The 14,467-nt window shown below is 56.2% G+C and carries 20 protein-coding genes; 6 read left to right on the top strand and 14 right to left on the bottom strand.

Features of this window, described 5'->3' with window-relative positions; genetic code table 11:
- Position 1 precedes the first annotated feature (1 nt).
- Both SynA1524_RS10360 and SynA1524_RS10355 read right to left on the bottom strand, forming a co-directional pair.
- Positions 2–484, bottom strand: a complete 483-nt coding sequence (locus SynA1524_RS10360) for a hypothetical protein (protein WP_186497659.1) — start codon at positions 482–484, stop codon at positions 2–4.
- Positions 484–645, bottom strand: a complete 162-nt coding sequence (locus tag SynA1524_RS10355) for a DUF8639 family protein (protein ID WP_186497657.1) — start codon at positions 643–645, stop codon at positions 484–486. Before SynA1524_RS10355 ends, SynA1524_RS10360 begins: the two co-directional genes overlap by 1 nt.
- Before the next feature lie 24 nt (positions 646–669).
- On the opposite strand from SynA1524_RS10355, the gene SynA1524_RS10350 reads away from it, so the two are divergent.
- Complete coding sequence (locus SynA1524_RS10350) at positions 670–1,653, top strand: aldo/keto reductase (protein ID WP_286188567.1); 984 nt, start codon at positions 670–672, stop codon at positions 1,651–1,653.
- A 4-nt stretch (positions 1,654–1,657) separates the two neighbouring features.
- On the opposite strand, the gene SynA1524_RS10345 is transcribed toward SynA1524_RS10350, so the two are convergent.
- Both SynA1524_RS10345 and purM read right to left on the bottom strand, forming a co-directional pair.
- Positions 1,658–2,290 (bottom strand): DUF8655 family protein, encoded by a 633-nt coding sequence (locus SynA1524_RS10345; protein WP_186497646.1) that lies wholly within the window; start codon positions 2,288–2,290, stop codon positions 1,658–1,660.
- 131 nt (positions 2,291–2,421) lie between these two features.
- Positions 2,422–3,453, bottom strand: a complete 1,032-nt coding sequence (purM, locus tag SynA1524_RS10340) for a phosphoribosylformylglycinamidine cyclo-ligase (protein WP_186499613.1) — start codon at positions 3,451–3,453, stop codon at positions 2,422–2,424.
- Positions 3,454–3,759: 306 nt separating this feature from the next.
- Here purM and SynA1524_RS10335 point away from each other — a divergent pair, with 306 nt between their 5' ends.
- Positions 3,760–4,383 carry a septal ring lytic transglycosylase RlpA family protein gene (locus SynA1524_RS10335; protein WP_186497644.1) on the top strand — a complete coding sequence of 208 codons (624 nt, stop codon included), beginning with the start codon at positions 3,760–3,762 and terminating at the stop codon, positions 4,381–4,383.
- Between the two features lie 8 nt (positions 4,384–4,391).
- Positions 4,392–5,897 carry a bifunctional pantoate--beta-alanine ligase/(d)CMP kinase gene (locus SynA1524_RS10330; protein ID WP_186497643.1) on the top strand — a complete coding sequence of 502 codons (1,506 nt, stop codon included), beginning with the start codon at positions 4,392–4,394 and terminating at the stop codon, positions 5,895–5,897.
- Here the strand turns inward: SynA1524_RS10330 and SynA1524_RS10325 are convergent.
- The 9 genes from SynA1524_RS10325 to SynA1524_RS10285 form a co-directional block, all read right to left on the bottom strand.
- On the bottom strand, positions 5,881–6,357 hold the full coding sequence (locus SynA1524_RS10325) for a low molecular weight protein-tyrosine-phosphatase (RefSeq protein ID WP_186497641.1): 477 nt from the start codon (positions 6,355–6,357) through the stop codon (positions 5,881–5,883). The two genes, SynA1524_RS10330 and SynA1524_RS10325, sit on opposite strands and share 17 nt — an antisense overlap.
- 5 nt (positions 6,358–6,362) lie before the next feature.
- Complete coding sequence (locus SynA1524_RS10320; RefSeq protein ID WP_186497639.1) at positions 6,363–7,763, bottom strand: HEAT repeat domain-containing protein; 1,401 nt, start codon at positions 7,761–7,763, stop codon at positions 6,363–6,365.
- Positions 7,764–7,854: 91 nt separating this feature from the next.
- Complete coding sequence (locus tag SynA1524_RS10315) at positions 7,855–8,448, bottom strand: chromophore lyase CpcT/CpeT (RefSeq protein ID WP_186497636.1); 594 nt, start codon at positions 8,446–8,448, stop codon at positions 7,855–7,857.
- 78 nt (positions 8,449–8,526) lie between these two features.
- Positions 8,527–9,015, bottom strand: a complete 489-nt coding sequence (cpcA, locus tag SynA1524_RS10310; RefSeq protein WP_186497634.1) for a C-phycocyanin subunit alpha — start codon at positions 9,013–9,015, stop codon at positions 8,527–8,529.
- 42 nt (positions 9,016–9,057) lie between these two features.
- Positions 9,058–9,576 (bottom strand): C-phycocyanin subunit beta, encoded by a 519-nt coding sequence (gene cpcB / locus SynA1524_RS10305; RefSeq protein ID WP_011128880.1) that lies wholly within the window; start codon positions 9,574–9,576, stop codon positions 9,058–9,060.
- A 158-nt stretch (positions 9,577–9,734) separates the two neighbouring features.
- Entirely contained in the window at positions 9,735–10,523 is a 789-nt protein-coding gene (locus SynA1524_RS10300; RefSeq protein ID WP_186497632.1) for a phycoerythrobilin:ferredoxin oxidoreductase, read from the bottom strand.
- A complete protein-coding gene (locus tag SynA1524_RS10295) occupies positions 10,520–11,227 on the bottom strand; it encodes a 15,16-dihydrobiliverdin:ferredoxin oxidoreductase (RefSeq protein WP_011128878.1) in 708 nt (235 codons plus the stop codon). The genes SynA1524_RS10300 and SynA1524_RS10295 overlap by 4 nt, the downstream gene beginning before the upstream one ends.
- Before the next feature lie 5 nt (positions 11,228–11,232).
- A complete protein-coding gene (locus SynA1524_RS10290; RefSeq protein ID WP_286187817.1) occupies positions 11,233–11,814 on the bottom strand; it encodes a phycobiliprotein lyase in 582 nt (193 codons plus the stop codon).
- A gap of 91 nt (positions 11,815–11,905) precedes the next feature.
- Entirely contained in the window at positions 11,906–12,139 is a 234-nt protein-coding gene (locus SynA1524_RS10285; protein WP_186497628.1) for a DUF8630 family protein, read from the bottom strand.
- Between the two features lie 310 nt (positions 12,140–12,449).
- Here SynA1524_RS10285 and cpeB point away from each other — a divergent pair, with 310 nt between their 5' ends.
- From cpeB to SynA1524_RS10270, 3 genes are all read left to right on the top strand, one after another.
- Complete coding sequence (cpeB, locus tag SynA1524_RS10280) at positions 12,450–13,004, top strand: phycoerythrin subunit beta (RefSeq protein ID WP_011128875.1); 555 nt, start codon at positions 12,450–12,452, stop codon at positions 13,002–13,004.
- 58 nt (positions 13,005–13,062) lie between these two features.
- On the top strand, positions 13,063–13,557 hold the full coding sequence (cpeA, locus tag SynA1524_RS10275) for a C-phycoerythrin subunit alpha (RefSeq protein ID WP_011128874.1): 495 nt from the start codon (positions 13,063–13,065) through the stop codon (positions 13,555–13,557).
- A gap of 131 nt (positions 13,558–13,688) precedes the next feature.
- Positions 13,689–14,120: a DUF2656 family protein gene (locus SynA1524_RS10270; RefSeq protein WP_186497627.1), complete on the top strand. Its 432-nt coding sequence runs from the start codon at positions 13,689–13,691 to the stop codon at positions 14,118–14,120.
- On the opposite strand, the gene SynA1524_RS10265 is transcribed toward SynA1524_RS10270, so the two are convergent.
- Entirely contained in the window at positions 14,121–14,363 is a 243-nt protein-coding gene (locus SynA1524_RS10265) for a hypothetical protein (protein WP_186497625.1), read from the bottom strand.
- Positions 14,364–14,467: the final 104 nt, after the last annotated feature.

Genomic DNA, 14,467 nt, shown 5'->3' with positions numbered 1-14,467 from the left:
TTCACAGCCGGGCCTCCGCGCTTCGTTGCAGTCCATCACGCGTCTGACTCTCGCAGTTGAGGCGTCGTTCGTTGATCCTGCACGCACCGGTGGTCGGTCGATTGCTCGGCAAGCCGATTGGCAGACCGCGTTGATCAAAGACCACCAGGGAACTGCTGGTGATGGTTCCGCTCCAGGAGGCAGCTGCCAGGCGGCAGCGGCCGTTCTGACAGCTCAAAACGGGATCCCCGGTGCCAGGGCCCATCACGAATGTCAGCTGGTGGGTCTGACCCGGGTCCTCTTCACTGACGCCGATGAAGCGGATGCGCAGACCGATTGTGCTGGTTTGGCTGAGTTGCAGCCGCTGGCAGCCCATGGAGCGCTCGGCCTGAGTCAGACGACAGCCGGACACGCCCGTATCCAATCGGCCGAAACGGTCGTTGCCGACTGCATCGCTGCTGGCGACGTGGACGCCCATCAGCACCAACAGAAGCGGCAGCAGCATCAGTAGTCGCTGTCAGCCACACACATGCCGAGACAGCGGATGCCGTTGCTTGCCGTGCGCCGGCAGTGTTGGCAGAGGATGCGCTCCTCAACCGGTTCTGTCGATTCACCCGCTAGCGGGTTCACTGTTGGGATGGAAGTGGCCGTCTGTTGTTCAGCCATGAGAGTCCGTCAATGGAGGCGATCATGACGGGCAGAGGAGGTGACGCGTTGAACGGCATCGGATTCGGCACCTGGGCCTGGGGCAATCAACTGTTGTGGGGGTACGACGCCGAACGGGATGACCGCCTTCTGGAGGAGACCTTCCGCCAGGCCCTTGCATCGGGTCTTGGCCTGATCGATACCGCTGATTCCTACGGCACCGGGCGGCTCAATGGTCGCAGTGAACAGCTGCTGGGGCGGTTCGCAGCACGACTGCCAGCGACGCGAAGGGCGGATCTCTGCATCGCCACCAAACTGGCGCCCTTCCCCTGGCGGCTCGGGCGGCGGGGCCTGGATCAGGCGCTTCAGGCGAGTCGTCAGCGGCTTCAGGGCCATCTACGACGCGTGCAGCTGCACTGGAGCACTGCTCGCTACGCCCCCTGGCAGGAGGTGCAGCTTCTCGATGGACTGGCGGATCGCGTTCTGGATGGCTCCATCAGCGAAATCGGGGTGTCCAACATCGGCCCGAAACGGCTGGCCTGGATGCAGCAACGCCTGGCGGAGCGAGGAGTTCCCTTGCGCAGTGTGCAGGTGCAGTATTCGCTGCTCTCACCGGGCGACGCCAAGGTTGATGCGTTGCGACAGCTCTGCCGTGAGAGTGGCATCGAGGTGCTGGCCTACAGCCCGCTTGCTTTCGGTGTGCTGACCATGCCGCCAGAGGGGGAGCGACGATCGCGAACCGTCCTGCAACGGCAGCTCATTGCCAGGTTGCAGCCTGCCAGCCGCTCACTTCGCGCCGGTGTGGCGGCCATTGCCGGCCAGCGCGGTGTTTCGATGGCCCAGGTGGCCCTCAACTGGTGTCGAGCCCAGGGGACCACACCGATCCCAGGCCTCAGAACTCCAGATCAAGCGAGGGATGTTGCCGGAGCCCTCCAATGGTCATTGACCTCTGCAGAACTGGATCAGCTGACCGTGGCGCGGCAGCAATGCACGGTGCGCACACCGTCCAATCCATTTCAAAGCGCTTAAGACCTCAGGCTTCAGCGACGTTGTCTGGAGCAGGACTCACCACAACAGGAAGACTGTCAGCGGCAGCCTCGCTGCGCAGGGGGATCACGTTCTCCCGTTCCGGTGGTGGTATGGGGGCAGCAGCAGCCTGGCTCTCTTCGCAGGCCTTGAGCGCTTCCTGGAGCAGGGAATCAAAGGTGGTTCCCGGCAGACGGTGCCTCGCGACCTCAAGGAAGGTCCTGGGCAGGGATTCCCCGGCCGCGGACCGCAGGGCGGGGTTGTTGCTGCGCAGTTCTTTTTCCTCATCGATCGCTCGCAGGAAACGAAGGGTGACGTCGCGCTTGGTGGAGGCCTTGATCAATGTGTCCCGATCCTGGGGGCCCTGATCGAGGCTCTGTTCAAGTTCGTGGATCCGCCGCTCAAGACTGTCGAGGACTTCCTGGGCTTCTTTGCCGATGTGGGACAGCTGACCGTCGGACAGATCAGGCATGTCAGCGACATAAACCTTGCCGTGGTCCCTCAGGGTGAGGAAGGTCGGCCGGGGTGATTGTCGGTGGCCATTGGAACGCTCATGGGCCGGGACGACCGGGCGGCGTGGGGGTGTTGGACCAGCAGAGGATCGTCTGCGCGTGGTGCGCTGAGGTCTATCAAACGGCATGACGTTGTTAAACCGATGTATCGACGCTGCGTCCGGAGAAAATCTCCGAAGTGCTTGAAATCACCTTAAACGGTTCTTTCCCTTTTCCGGACTCTTGAACAATCTCTTTGGAGAGTGATGCATTCCCCCTGTTAGTCGGGGAGGCCGATCACGCCGTCTGCAGGGTTCCCTTCCAAGATCCTGCCGATCGGCCAGGCCTGGAGCTGCTGGGTACGGCAGGCCGCGACGGTTCGGTCAGTTTGATCCTGCGGAACCACAACACAGAAACCGATCCCGAGATTGAAGGTGTGCCAGAGATCACGCTCCGGAATGCCGCCAGAGCTCTGGAGCCAGTCGAACAGGGGCGGGCGTGCCCAGCTCGTTGGGCTCACCTGGGCGCGACATCCAGCCGGCAGGCAGCGGGGGAGGTTCTCCGGCAGTCCTCCACCTGTGATGTGCGCCATGGCATGGATGGGAAGGCTGCTGCTGAGCAGGTGCTGCACCAGCGAGGCGTAGAGCTGGGTGGGCCTCAGCAGATCGTCGATCAGGGGGCGCTGATCAGGTCCGTACAGGGTGGATCGATCCGCATTGGCCTGGGCCAGCACTCGGCGCACCAGGCTGAAGCCGTTGCTGTGGGCACCACTGCTGGCCACGCCGATCACGGCATCACCCGGTTGAACCTGATGTCCATCAATGAGCTCGCTCTCTTCAACAACGGCGACGCAGAACCCGGCCAGGTCGTAGCGACCCGCTGGGTAGAAGCCAGGCATTTCGGCGGTTTCGCCGCCGAGCAATGAGCAGCCGCTCTGCTGGCATCCGTCAGCGATGCCCTCAACTACCTCAACCATGGCGTCAGGGCTTAATGCGCCCGTGGCCATGTAGTCGAGAAAAAACAGCGGCTGGGCGCCGGATGTGATCACGTCGTTCACGCACATCGCCACCAGGTCGATCCCAACGTTGTGGTGGGCTTGATGGTCCTGCGCCAATTCGAGTTTGGTGCCGACACCATCAGTCCCTGAAACCAACAGGGGCTGTCGCAGGCCAGCCGGCAGGCGCATCATGCCGCCGAAGCCCCCCAGACCACCGACCACCTCCTGGCGGTGTGTTGCTTCGACGGACGATTTGATCCGTTGAACAAAGGCGCGCCCGGCCTCGACGTCAACGCCAGCACTCTTGTAGTCCATGGGCTGAAGAACCTGTATCGATCCTGCAACCCCAGCGACCTTGGGACGGTCGACGAGCCGGATCAAGAGGCCATCAGTTTCGCTGATGACTTGACCAAGTCTGGCTGATGCCTTGGTTTGGGATCAGTAGGGGCCTCGCCTGTGAGCGGCTGATGCGCGCCACGGGTGTCCAGATTCGCTGTGCCAGCCGCTGGATTGGTGCCTGCTGATGTGTTTGTTGCGAACTTCTTAGCGTCAAACAAATTTGCCTGTAGAGGTCTGCACAGCTTCTGAGCCTTGCTTCCAGGAGCCTGCTGATCGCCCGTCATGCTTGTCGTTCTCACCCTCCTGGGTTTGTCCGGGGCGATTTCAGCCAGTGCAGCTCTTTTCCCCGTGGTGGCGCAGGATTTTGAGGATCCGGATTGGTTCGAGCCTCTCGATCCAATTGAGTTGGCCGTCGACTCGGACGTTGACGCTCAATCCATAACGGCTGCTCCACTTGATTCCAACGTGTCGGTTCAGGACGACCTCGACCCGGACAGCAGCGATGACAACAGCGTCAGCGCCACATTGACGCCCGATGAGGTGAGGGAACCGGTCGATCCAACGCCCGTGGCGGTTCTGCCCGAGCCGAAGCTGAAGCTGCTGCCCGACGTGGTGCGCGTGATCACCGGGGAGGCCAGCTGGTACGGGCCTGGTTTCTACGGAAATCACACGGCCAACGGCGAGATCTACCGCCAGGGGACGATGACGGCAGCTCACCGCACCTTGCCGTTCGGAACCAAAGTGCGCGTTACCAATCTCTGGAACGGCCGCTCTGCGGTGATCCGCATCAACGACCGAGGCCCCTTTGTTGATCACCGGGTCATTGATCTGGGCCACGGTGCCGCCTCGAACCTTGGGCTGATCAGTTCCGGGATTGCCCAGGTGAAGCTTGAGGTGCTGCGCTGACCACCGCTTTGCTCTCAACGCAGGCTGAGCTGGTGGCATTCCGCTCAGGCCTCGGCCAATCCATTCAGTTCGTCCCGACCATGGGAGGTCTGCACCAGGGGCATGGGGAGCTGATCCGCCGTGCGGCAGAGCAGGGCCCAGTGTTGGTGAGTGTGTTCGTCAATCCCCTTCAGTTCTGCCCTGGCGAAGACTTCGACCGTTATCCGCGCAGCTTGGAGGCCGACCTGGCTTTGGCGGATCGCTGCGGTGCAGCTGCGCTCTGGGCTCCAACGGTTCAGACCATCTATCCCGATGGAACCGCTGCCGATTCGGCTCGCCAGGCACCTGCAGCGCTGCAGCAGCATCTGTGCGGAGCTGGTCGACCCGGACACTTCAATGGGGTGGTCACGGTGGTGGCTCGTCTGCTGGAGCTGACGAAGCCCGCCGGTCTCTGGCTGGGGGAGAAGGACTGGCAGCAACTGGTGATCCTGCGTCAGTTGGTGGCGGATCGTGCGTTGCCTGTGAAGGTCCACGGGGTCGCCACGGTTCGCGAGGCGGATGGCCTCGCGTTGAGTTCACGCAATCAGTACCTGTCACCTGCGCAGCGTCTTCAGGCAGCCGCGCTGCCCGCGGCGTTGCGTGCTGCTGATGGCACCACCCCATTGGACGTCACCCGCTCGAGGCTCTCAGCTGCTGGCCTCGAGGTGGAGTATGTAGAGAGGGTTGATCCCCAAAGCCTGCAGCCCTGCAGCTCGGAGACGGCACTCTCGCTGCTGGCCGCGGCGGTGCGCTGCGGGACGACACGCCTGATTGATCACACATTTCTGATGACCCGCCAGCCCCTTGTTGCCATCGATGGCCCTGCCGGTGCTGGTAAGAGCACGGTGACCCGTGCGTTCGCGGAGCGCCTGGGCCTGATTTACCTGGACACCGGAGCGATGTATCGCGCCGTCACGTGGCTGGTGCAGCAACGGGGCGTGGAACCCGGGGATGCTGCGGCCGTGGACGTGTTGCTGCGTGCTCTCAATCTGCAGCTTCAGTCGCTGCCGGGTGGTGGTCAGCAGGTGTTGGTGAATGGTGAGGATGTCAGTCAGGCGATCCGTTCTCCTGAGGTAACGGGATCGGTGTCGGTGGTGGCCGCTCACCGCTGCGTCCGGCAAGCGCTCACGGCTCAACAGAAAGCGATGGGTGCCAAAGGTGGCCTGGTGGCGGAGGGGCGCGACATCGGCTCAGCCGTGTTCCCTGATGCCGATCTCAAGGTGTTTCTCACGGCCACGGTGGCCGAACGGGCTCGTCGCCGGGCCTTGGACCTGGAACAACGGGGCTTTCCGGTGCCGGAGTGCTCAGAGCTTGAAGCACAGATTGCCGAGCGCGATCATCTCGACAGCACCAGGGAAGAGGCACCGCTGGTGCAGGCGATTGATGCCGTGGAACTGGTGACCGATGGCATGAGCATCGACGCTGTGATCGATGCCCTGGTGGAGCAGTTTCGTGCCCGGGTGCCTGAGGAGGCCTGGCCTACGCCGGCGGGCTGAGCTCGTCCAGCAGGTTGGAGCAGGCGTCCTCCAGCAGATCGAGCACGTGCTCAAAGCCTGCTTCACCGCCGTAATAGGGATCCGGAACCTCCGTTTCTGAAAAGCGGCGGGCGTAGCTGAGCATCGGTTGAATGGTTGCCGTGGCTTGTGCGCCGGCTTCGCGAGCCAGCCCCTGCACCGCGGCCAGGTTGTTGTCGTCCATGGTCAGCACCAGGTCGAACTCCGAGAAGTCGTCGAGGCTGATTTGTCGTGCGCGGCTGGGCAGCTGAATGCCGCGACGGTTGGCTGCGGCCTGCATGCGCCGGTCGGCGGGGTTGCCCACATGCCAGCCGCCGGTGCCGGCGGAATCCACCACGAACTGATCGCTCAGCCCTCGCTCCTCCAGCAGATGCAGGAAGACGCCTTCGGCCGCTGGTGATCGGCAGATGTTGCCGAGGCAGACGAACAATACTTTCATCATTAGTTTTAGAGAACTTTTTTGTTTTCGATGTGACGGATAGAAGTCTTATTTTTTGATTTTAGTATTGCCTTGTCAAGGCGTGCAGAGAGGACTGGATCTGTTTCTTTTGCTTTGGCTTCATTTAAGAGTTCAATCGAATCGGCATTGCCAATTCCTTCCAGCGCCAAGCATGCGCTGTAGCGCAAACCCCAGTCTTCAGGTGAATGAAGTGTCCATTTGAGTTTGTTGAAAACGGCATGCAGTGATTGCGACGAAATCTTCGCGTTCCAATTGATGTCACCAAGGGCGCACGCTGCGACGCGTCGAATGTTTCCTTGGCAATGATTGCCAATTTCGACCCCAATAGCATCAATAAGTGCGTTTGCGTAGTGGGGATTTTTGAGTTCAGCCATGGCCTTGATCAGCCCCATTGTGATGTCTTGATCTGATTCTGAGAAGTACAGATCAAGAAGATCGATTTTGAAATGATTAGCACCACGGACGAGTTGTTTTATGCCTGATTTTCTGCTCGTCAAGGATGGTGACCTTAGGTTGTCGAATGCATTTGAAAGTAGATCGCTCTCTGTTGAGCCGTCGCCTGGATAGGTTTCTGGAATTTGGTTGTCTTGCTCAATCAATAGGTTCCCCGAAAAGTTGTCTCTGGCGAGACTGTCAAGTGCTTTGAACAGAGAGGAATGAATTGATGCGAGGTCGGTATCTGGAATAGAATCTGCTTGATTGCTTCGGCTGAGTGATTTATTGAGTATGGCTTTTATGGCAAACATCTTGACGTTGTTGGGGATCTTGGCAGTCAGGATTGGATCTGTTGCTTTGATTGTTCCGATACGGGCTAGGTCGAATGCAGCGGATTGCCTGATGAAGCGATTCTGGTGATCAAGAAGTGAGATAACTTTGTTTAAATAGGTCATCTCACCGGTGTAGCTGTAGAAAAAAGCTGCTGCAGAGCCGGCGATCCTTTCTGATTTGTCGTTAAGAAAGGGTTGGATCTTTTCTGAAACATCCCACATTCTTTGCTCTGTTAAGGCTTCTATAAGTGCTTCTATTGGTTTGTTGGGAATATCTCGGTCAAGGTAGTTAATGAGTGAGCTTGAGCATTGATCACTCTTGATTTGAATTAGGGCTCTAAGTGTTGCTTCATGCAATTGCACGTCATCTGTTTCTAGTGTTTTAAGAAGCTCTGGTAAACAGCGTGAGTCTTTGATCATTCCCAGTGATCTTGCTGCTTGCCTTCTTAGGGGGTATCCGCCTGTACATGTTTTGTCCCTTTCGTCTAGAAGGCATTCCACCAATCGTGGTACTCCCTCAGCCGACCTGTTTTTCCCGAGCCACCAAGCACCGTGATACCGAACACCCGCATCTTGGTGGTCGAGGGCTTCAAGAGCGGCTGTAACTGAGTCAATTGGCATCAAGGTAGTTTTGTTTTACAAAACTTGCTTTGCATTCTATAGGCTTGCCCCACTGTCTCATGTGCTTGAAAAATGGTCTTTGTATCCATGCTCATGAATGAATGTCTTGTTCCCACTTTGCTTCCCATGATTTTGTTCGTTTGAATTGAAATTCACCTGCAATGGCACCCCAAAGTCTTGCATTCGTTTTTGGGTCATGACCACGGTCAAGAGTTTTTAATGAGTCCTCCTGGAGGTGAAAAGTGCTGACCAGGACTGTTTCTTGCCCATTTCGGGTAACCATACACCGACAGCCTGGTTCGATCGATCCATGATATCCGTCGCTCTTGTGTTCAACTTGGTAGTGACATTGGTCAAGGCAGATAAGGTCGCTGTCTTGAATGGTCTGCCGACATTCTTTATCAAAGGTTGCTTTGGCAAATCTTGATGGCTCGTGGAAAGTATGGTTCCACAACTTAATAATTCCAGGTGATTGTTCCTCTGCTCTGATCATGCGTAGTCGGTAAGGATTCTTTGGGTCAACTGCATAGCTTTGTTCTAGCAAAATGGATCCTGGTTGGAGATGCTCTAAAGGTCGGTATCTCAGGAAAATATGTGCAAAGAAAGGAGGGTTATCCAATGCTTGTTGCTGATTGCTGTATTCGCCGCAAAGCAAGCTGAGAAAGTTCTGCTCTGTTGGGGTCATTTTTAGAATCCTGGCCCAAGCTGTTTGAACAAAAAAAGCCCTCCATGAGGAGGGCTGTCACATCTGTGGTCTAACCGATCAGGTCAGAGCATTGATGGCGTAGTCGATGTAGCTGTTGGCTTCAGTGGCGGCGTCGCCAGAGAGGCCGTGGTTGGACTTGATGTGCTTCAGAGCTTCCACGTACCAGGAAGGGGAGAGCTCGAAAGTACGGTTGATTTCGGCCAGACCGGCAATCAGGTAGTCGTCCATGGGGCCAGTACCACCAGCGACCAGGCAGTAGGTGATCATGCGCAGGTAGTAGCCCACGTCACGGGAACACTTGGCCTTGCCTTCGGGAGTTGCTGAGTAATTGGGCCCCTCCATCTGAGTGGTGTAAGGGAACTTGGTGTACACAGCTTGAGCTGCGCCGTTCACCAAGGAATCGGCCTTACTCGTGAGGGCTTTGGCCGCTTCGAGGCTGGCCTTGGCACGGTTGAAGCGACCGGAAGCGGCCTGAACTTCGGTGTTGCTCAGGAAACGGCCCTGGGAATCAGCTGCAGCAACAGCTTCGGTAAGTGGGGTTTTCATTGGTTGATGGGAGAAGTGAAAGACGTCGGATTAACGCGTCGATCAGGCGACGGAGGCGGCGGCGCGGTCGAAGTAGGTGCCGATTTCGCTGCTCAGGGAAGCGCAGTCGCCAGCGGAAATACCAGCTTTGTCGTTGACGATGGCCAGGGCAGTGTCCTTCATCAGGTTCACGCCGGCGGCAACGGAAGCACCGGGAGTGCCGAGGGCCAGGTAGGTCTCACGCAGGCCGTTCAGGCAGCGGTCTTCCATCACGGAAGCGTCGCCGGTGAATGCGGAGTAGGTGACGTAGCGAAGAATGATCTCCATGTCGCGCAGGCAAGCAGCCATGCGACGGGAGGTGTAAGCGTTGCCGCCGGGGGCGATCAGTGAAGGCTGCTGAGCGAACAGCTGACGGGCAGCCGAAGCAACGATGGTGGAAGCGTTGCTGGAGATGCGATTCACGGCATCCAGACGCTTGTTGCTGTCAGAAACCATGGCAGCGAGGGCATCGATCTCGCTGGTGCTGATGAATTGTCCCCGGGCATCGGCCTGGGCGACAACCTTGGTGAAGGCGTCGAACATGGTTGTTGTTCCTTTGAACTACGTCTGGAGGGGAATCTCAGACAATTGGGATGGTCGAAGGCTATTGCCTCCATCCCGACCATGCGATTCTCGCCAAGCCCAGGCGGGCGCTTCGACGGCTGTTCATAATGCTTAACTCCCTTGGTACGACAAGGGAGTTAAGCGGCGTCCTCGAGATCGAACAGCACGCCATGGATGTACGACTCTGTCCACTCGCTCCCGTAGAACCGCGTCAACATGCCGCGGGCTGGATCCTTCTCGGCGCGATACGCGGTGTAGCGCTTTTGGCCTGAAAGGAGCAATTCCGCACGGTCGTCAGACACGGGTTCCGCTTCGGCCACGAGGTTGAGGTAAAGCTGCAGATAGTCCATGAAGGCCGGGCGGATCACGCGTTCAATCAGTTCATCCCCCTCCTCCCCAAGCGGGATGCGGGTCCAGAGAAACGCCGGTGAGAAATAGGGTTGGGCTTCTTCTGGGATGGGGCCTCCATCGGGGAGTTCGGCTTGCCAGCGCTCGAACAACGGCATCAGTCGCTCCCACACGGGTTGGGTGTGATCGGGATCAGCCTTGTCAACCGGTTGAAGATCCAGAGCGAGCAAATGGCCGTTTGGAAGCGTCACCAGATCGGCTCCGAAGAACGGCAGGTCGAACCGACAGCTCGGGTTGATCACAAAATTGAGCACCGAAGCAGCCATACCCGCTTCAACGCAGGCACAACGCACCTGACGCAACTTGTCTGTGGAACAGGCCCAGGTCGCCGTTGTCACCGGAACGGGTTTCGCTTTTGAACCGGAGCTGCCCTCCTTTTGCAGAAACGTTTCCGCTACGGGATAGGGAGACGGGTTGAACGGCTTGAGTGCAGCACTGGCTTCATCGAGAAAGGGCTGCCATCGCCACCCCGGAATCTGAACGGGATCAAGGCTCGACGCGCGGAGATCAATGCTCATGCGGGCTGACTGGCGGGGAAAAGGAATTCGTGCAGGAACCGGTCAGACCACTCCTTGCCGAAATGGCTGGTGAACAATCCATGGGCAGGATCACGCTCGGCGCTGTACACGTCGTAGGCGTTCTGAAGCCGTTCCACATCTCCAGGTGAGATTGAGGATGGTTCCTTGGAAGCCTCATCGTGTAAACCCCAATAGGCTTTCAAAAAGGCGCTGAAGGCTTTTGGCAGTGACCTGTCAGCCTCTTCAGAACCTCCACGGCAAAAAAGTAGCCATGATGAGAAGTATTGATTCGGATCGAAAGATCGCATCGTTTCTTCTCCGTTTAGATCCGGGAAACGAGCATTCAGATCTTTCAGACCATCAAAATGACGATCGAGATAGTCTTTATCTTGAACCAGTGGTTGAAAATCAAGAACCGCAACTAGCTTTTGACGTGCGCCAAACCAGAGCAGATCAACACCCATCAAAGGATGGTCCAAATCGAAATCGGGATATGCGACGGAATTCAGAACTTGAAGGCTGTCACCTGCATCAAGTCGGGTGACGCGCCAGCGACGAAAACCTGGAACCTGCCAAAGCCAGCTTTGGATGGTGCTTGAGCCCTTCTGGGATTGATTGTGTTCCAGCCCGGCCGGAACTTCAACTGATATGCCACCGCGGGCTTGAATTCCAGTTTGTAATTCCTCAAGAAACGGATCAAACATGATGGTTAAGCTCCAATAGATGCAGTCGAACGAGCGATCTGCCTGGCATGCTCAGATATGGCATTGATATCAGCATCTGTTGGACAGCGAAATTCAGTGCAGTAGGTAGTCATTGCGACACCATCCAAGCATTGGACAGAACTGACACGCATTCGGATCTGATCAGTCACAAACCAGCATCGTTCAATTCCAATATTCGTGTCATATCTTGTAGTGATCGTCAACACGCCATCTTCGGCAAAAACGTAAGTGCTCAATACCGCCTGCTTTTCAACATATCCTACATCTCGTAGTAAGAAACCCTTTCGAGCATTATCTCGGTTGGGTACATCGATGACAACAGCCGCATAATCTTCGTTGCGGACTCCTTTTTTGATATTACTTTCCCACCAAAATCTAGCTCCACCAGTACTGTCGATCGTATTGATGTTTAGGGCTTCGCAAATGCTGCGAACTGCCGGATCATCATTTTTAAATGGTTCGATAACAAGATTAGAATCTGCTGCTTCATCATCCTGGTGATCCAAATGATGAACAGCACGTCGGTTCAACCAGGTCCCACGGCTTGCTTCGAAAAAATCCACCATCGTCATTGGTGGATATGACTGGAGGGGAAACATTAGATTGAACTTGCAGAGCTGAGGTGTTGAGACTGTGGATCAATCCTTCTAATAAAATTCAAGATTTAGACTGCTGAGAATCTCTTTGCGCAACAAGTTGTGACATAACTTCGTCAAGACGCTTTAGCTCTGCGTGCTCAGCGACTGTCGAATCAATTTTTTTCTGCGAGAGGCGCAGCTTCTTTCCAAGTCCGACCACATCCTGAAAAAGTCTCTCTCGGTATGCAGATAGTTCGTCAATAGACTCCTGTAATTCTTCAATGCTGGGCAGATCAGAGGCTGTTTGATCCATGAAATGCTGACTGACTCTGAAATTTTAAACCTTCTACCTGTCTGCCTTGGCTCCGTTGGGCTTCGTCTCTGACCCACGACATGGACCGACCGGCTTGGAAGCCTTGATGGTCGACGGTCTTGCCGGTAGTCGTTGACTCGTGCCCCAAGGTGACAAACTCTTGCGTGACCGCGTCTGTTTTGGAACCCAGCCGGGAACCGGGGTTTAGCGTGGCTGGGCGCATCTTCCCCCTTTGGGCCTCCAGTCTTAGCGGCTAGTTCCCAAGGCGGTTTCCGAAGCACCGCATCCACAAAAAACTGTCTGGCCCCCAATGCTCGACGCATTTTCCCGCACAGTCGTCAGCGCTGACGCCAAAACTGCACCTGTTGGTGGTAGCGAGCTCGCTAGCCTCCGTTCTTATGTGCAGGATGGCAACAAGCGTTTGGACGCTGTTAACGCCATCACTTCCAACGCCTATTGCATCGTTTCGGATGCGGTCACAGGCATGATCTGCGAAAACACCGGTCTGATCCAGGCCGGTGGCAACTGCTATCCCACTCGTCGCATGGCCGCATGCCTGCGTGATGGTGAGATCGTTCTTCGCTACATCAGCTACGCCCTGCTGGCTGGCGACGCTTCCGTGCTGGATGACCGTTGCCTCAATGGTCTGAAAGAGACCTACATCGCTCTGGGTGTTCCCACTCAGTCTGCAGCTCGCGCTGTCGCGATCATGAAATCCGCAGCAACGGCTCTGATCGGACAAACCAACACCCCTGCTAGCGGTGGCGCAAAGTACCGCAAGATGGAAACCACACAGGGCGATTGCTCTGCACTGGTGTCTGAAGCAGGTTCTTACTTCGATCGCGTGATCGGGGCAATCAGCTGATCGGCGGCTGAATTCGTCTTCTTCTTTCCTTCTCAGCACCCTTATCTAAGGATCTCAAATGAAATCCGTCGTCACCACTGTTGTGACCGCTGCTGATGCAGCCGGTCGCTTCCCTTCCCAGAACGACCTCGAAGCCGTTCAGGGCAATATCCAGCGTGCAGCTGCTCGCCTTGAGGCTGCTGAAAAGCTGGCCGCTGGCCTCGATAACGTAACTCGTGAAGCAGGCGACGCCTGCTTTAACAAGTACGCCTACCTGAAGCAGCCCGGTGAAGCCGGTGACAGCCAGGTGAAGATCGACAAGTGCTATCGCGATCTTGGTCACTACCTGCGTCTGATCAACTACTGCCTTATTGTTGGTGGTACTGGTCCTCTGGACGAGTGGGGTATTGCTGGTGCTCGTGAGGTGTATCGCACCCTTGGTCTTCCAACCAACGCATACATCGAAGCTCTCACTTACACACGTGATCGTGCATGTGCACCTCGTGATATGAGCGCTCAGGCTCTCAACGAATTCAAGAGCTATCTCGATTACGCCATCAACGCCCTGTCTTGAACTGGCAACGGCTGTGAAAGAGAGGGGGGGGGGGCGATAAGCCCCCCCCTTTTTTGATGACTGCAGGCTTCTCAGATTGAATCGCGGGTATGTAGTTGTTCCGTTAAGATTGAGGGGACAAGTCTTTTCCAATGACGACATTTATTCTGTCTCATAACCTGCAGGTTCAATCTAAAGATGTCCCTCCCTTTGAAACTCAAGTTCTCGCTGACGGTATAGTCTCGAATTCTTCGGCAATTATTTCTGCAACAGTCATTCAACATCCTCATTGGATCATTGAATTGACTTCAAACTTGCCTCCCAACGATATGGCAGTGGAGTTGGTCAAGTCTTGGAAGCAATTGAGGTCTAAACTTGGACAAAGTGCAGATCACGTCATACTGGCGCTTGGTGGGCGCAAAGATTCAATGGCTGCTCCAGGTGCACCGCTCCAAGAAGGTTTCTGGGGCGTGGATGTTGTGGAAACACACGATGAAGAGGCTTTCCTTCAAGCCATTAATTGGGATGCACTTAAGTCCAATCGCCCTGAAGATGGTGTTTTCGAGATCTCCTCAAATAATTGATTAGGACGATTTGCGACGACCTCTGCGGCGTTTGCCCTTTTGTTTAGATTCATCCATCGTTCTGTCTACATCGGTTTTCATGTTTTTAGTCAGGCTCGGAAACTGAGCACTCATTTTCCCAATTAAGGTCTGCGACTTATCTTTTGAACGTCCTGTTGTTCCCTTCCTTGTTGTTGTTGTTGAATCAAGGTGAGCGGCGCTGATCTGAGTGATTGCTGCATGGGAATTTTTGGCGGCTTTCATCCATTGGCTCATAAACCGACTGTCTAGACTTATATGTCTCTGTTTCGAAGTTCTCGAGCCTGGCAACATTGCAGCAGAAACGCAGAGCAAACGACCGGAGAATG

The sequence above is a fragment of the Synechococcus sp. A15-24 genome (genome assembly GCF_014280195.1).
GTDB lineage: Bacteria > Cyanobacteriota > Cyanobacteriia > PCC-6307 > Cyanobiaceae > Parasynechococcus.
Note: the sequence above shows the minus strand (reverse complement) of the source record. Positions and strands in the feature narration are given on the sequence as shown.

Bases quoted from the DNA above. Each gene is read 5' to 3' on its own strand.
- SynA1524_RS10360 (WP_186497659.1), bottom strand. From the start codon at position 484: ATGCTGCTGCCGCTTCTGTTGGTGCTGATGGGCGTCCACGTCGCCAGC.
- SynA1524_RS10355 (WP_186497657.1), bottom strand. From the start codon at position 645: ATGGCTGAACAACAGACGGCCACTTCCATCCCAACAGTGAACCCGCTA.
- SynA1524_RS10350 (WP_286188567.1), top strand. From the start codon at position 670: ATGACGGGCAGAGGAGGTGACGCGTTGAACGGCATCGGATTCGGCACC.
- SynA1524_RS10345 (WP_186497646.1), bottom strand. From the start codon at position 2,290: ATGCCGTTTGATAGACCTCAGCGCACCACGCGCAGACGATCCTCTGCT.
- purM (WP_186499613.1), bottom strand. From the start codon at position 3,453: ATGGACTACAAGAGTGCTGGCGTTGACGTCGAGGCCGGGCGCGCCTTT.
- SynA1524_RS10335 (WP_186497644.1), top strand. From the start codon at position 3,760: ATGCTTGTCGTTCTCACCCTCCTGGGTTTGTCCGGGGCGATTTCAGCC.
- SynA1524_RS10325 (WP_186497641.1), bottom strand. From the start codon at position 6,357: ATGATGAAAGTATTGTTCGTCTGCCTCGGCAACATCTGCCGATCACCA.
- SynA1524_RS10320 (WP_186497639.1), bottom strand. From the start codon at position 7,763: ATGCCAATTGACTCAGTTACAGCCGCTCTTGAAGCCCTCGACCACCAA.
- SynA1524_RS10315 (WP_186497636.1), bottom strand. From the start codon at position 8,448: ATGACCCCAACAGAGCAGAACTTTCTCAGCTTGCTTTGCGGCGAATAC.
- cpcA (WP_186497634.1), bottom strand. From the start codon at position 9,015: ATGAAAACCCCACTTACCGAAGCTGTTGCTGCAGCTGATTCCCAGGGC.
- cpcB (WP_011128880.1), bottom strand. From the start codon at position 9,576: ATGTTCGACGCCTTCACCAAGGTTGTCGCCCAGGCCGATGCCCGGGGA.
- SynA1524_RS10300 (WP_186497632.1), bottom strand. From the start codon at position 10,523: ATGAGCATTGATCTCCGCGCGTCGAGCCTTGATCCCGTTCAGATTCCG.
- SynA1524_RS10295 (WP_011128878.1), bottom strand. From the start codon at position 11,227: ATGTTTGATCCGTTTCTTGAGGAATTACAAACTGGAATTCAAGCCCGC.
- SynA1524_RS10290 (WP_286187817.1), bottom strand. From the start codon at position 11,814: ATGGTGGATTTTTTCGAAGCAAGCCGTGGGACCTGGTTGAACCGACGT.
- SynA1524_RS10285 (WP_186497628.1), bottom strand. From the start codon at position 12,139: ATGGATCAAACAGCCTCTGATCTGCCCAGCATTGAAGAATTACAGGAG.
- cpeB (WP_011128875.1), top strand. From the start codon at position 12,450: ATGCTCGACGCATTTTCCCGCACAGTCGTCAGCGCTGACGCCAAAACT.
- cpeA (WP_011128874.1), top strand. From the start codon at position 13,063: ATGAAATCCGTCGTCACCACTGTTGTGACCGCTGCTGATGCAGCCGGT.
- SynA1524_RS10270 (WP_186497627.1), top strand. From the start codon at position 13,689: ATGACGACATTTATTCTGTCTCATAACCTGCAGGTTCAATCTAAAGAT.
- SynA1524_RS10265 (WP_186497625.1), bottom strand. From the start codon at position 14,363: ATGAAAGCCGCCAAAAATTCCCATGCAGCAATCACTCAGATCAGCGCC.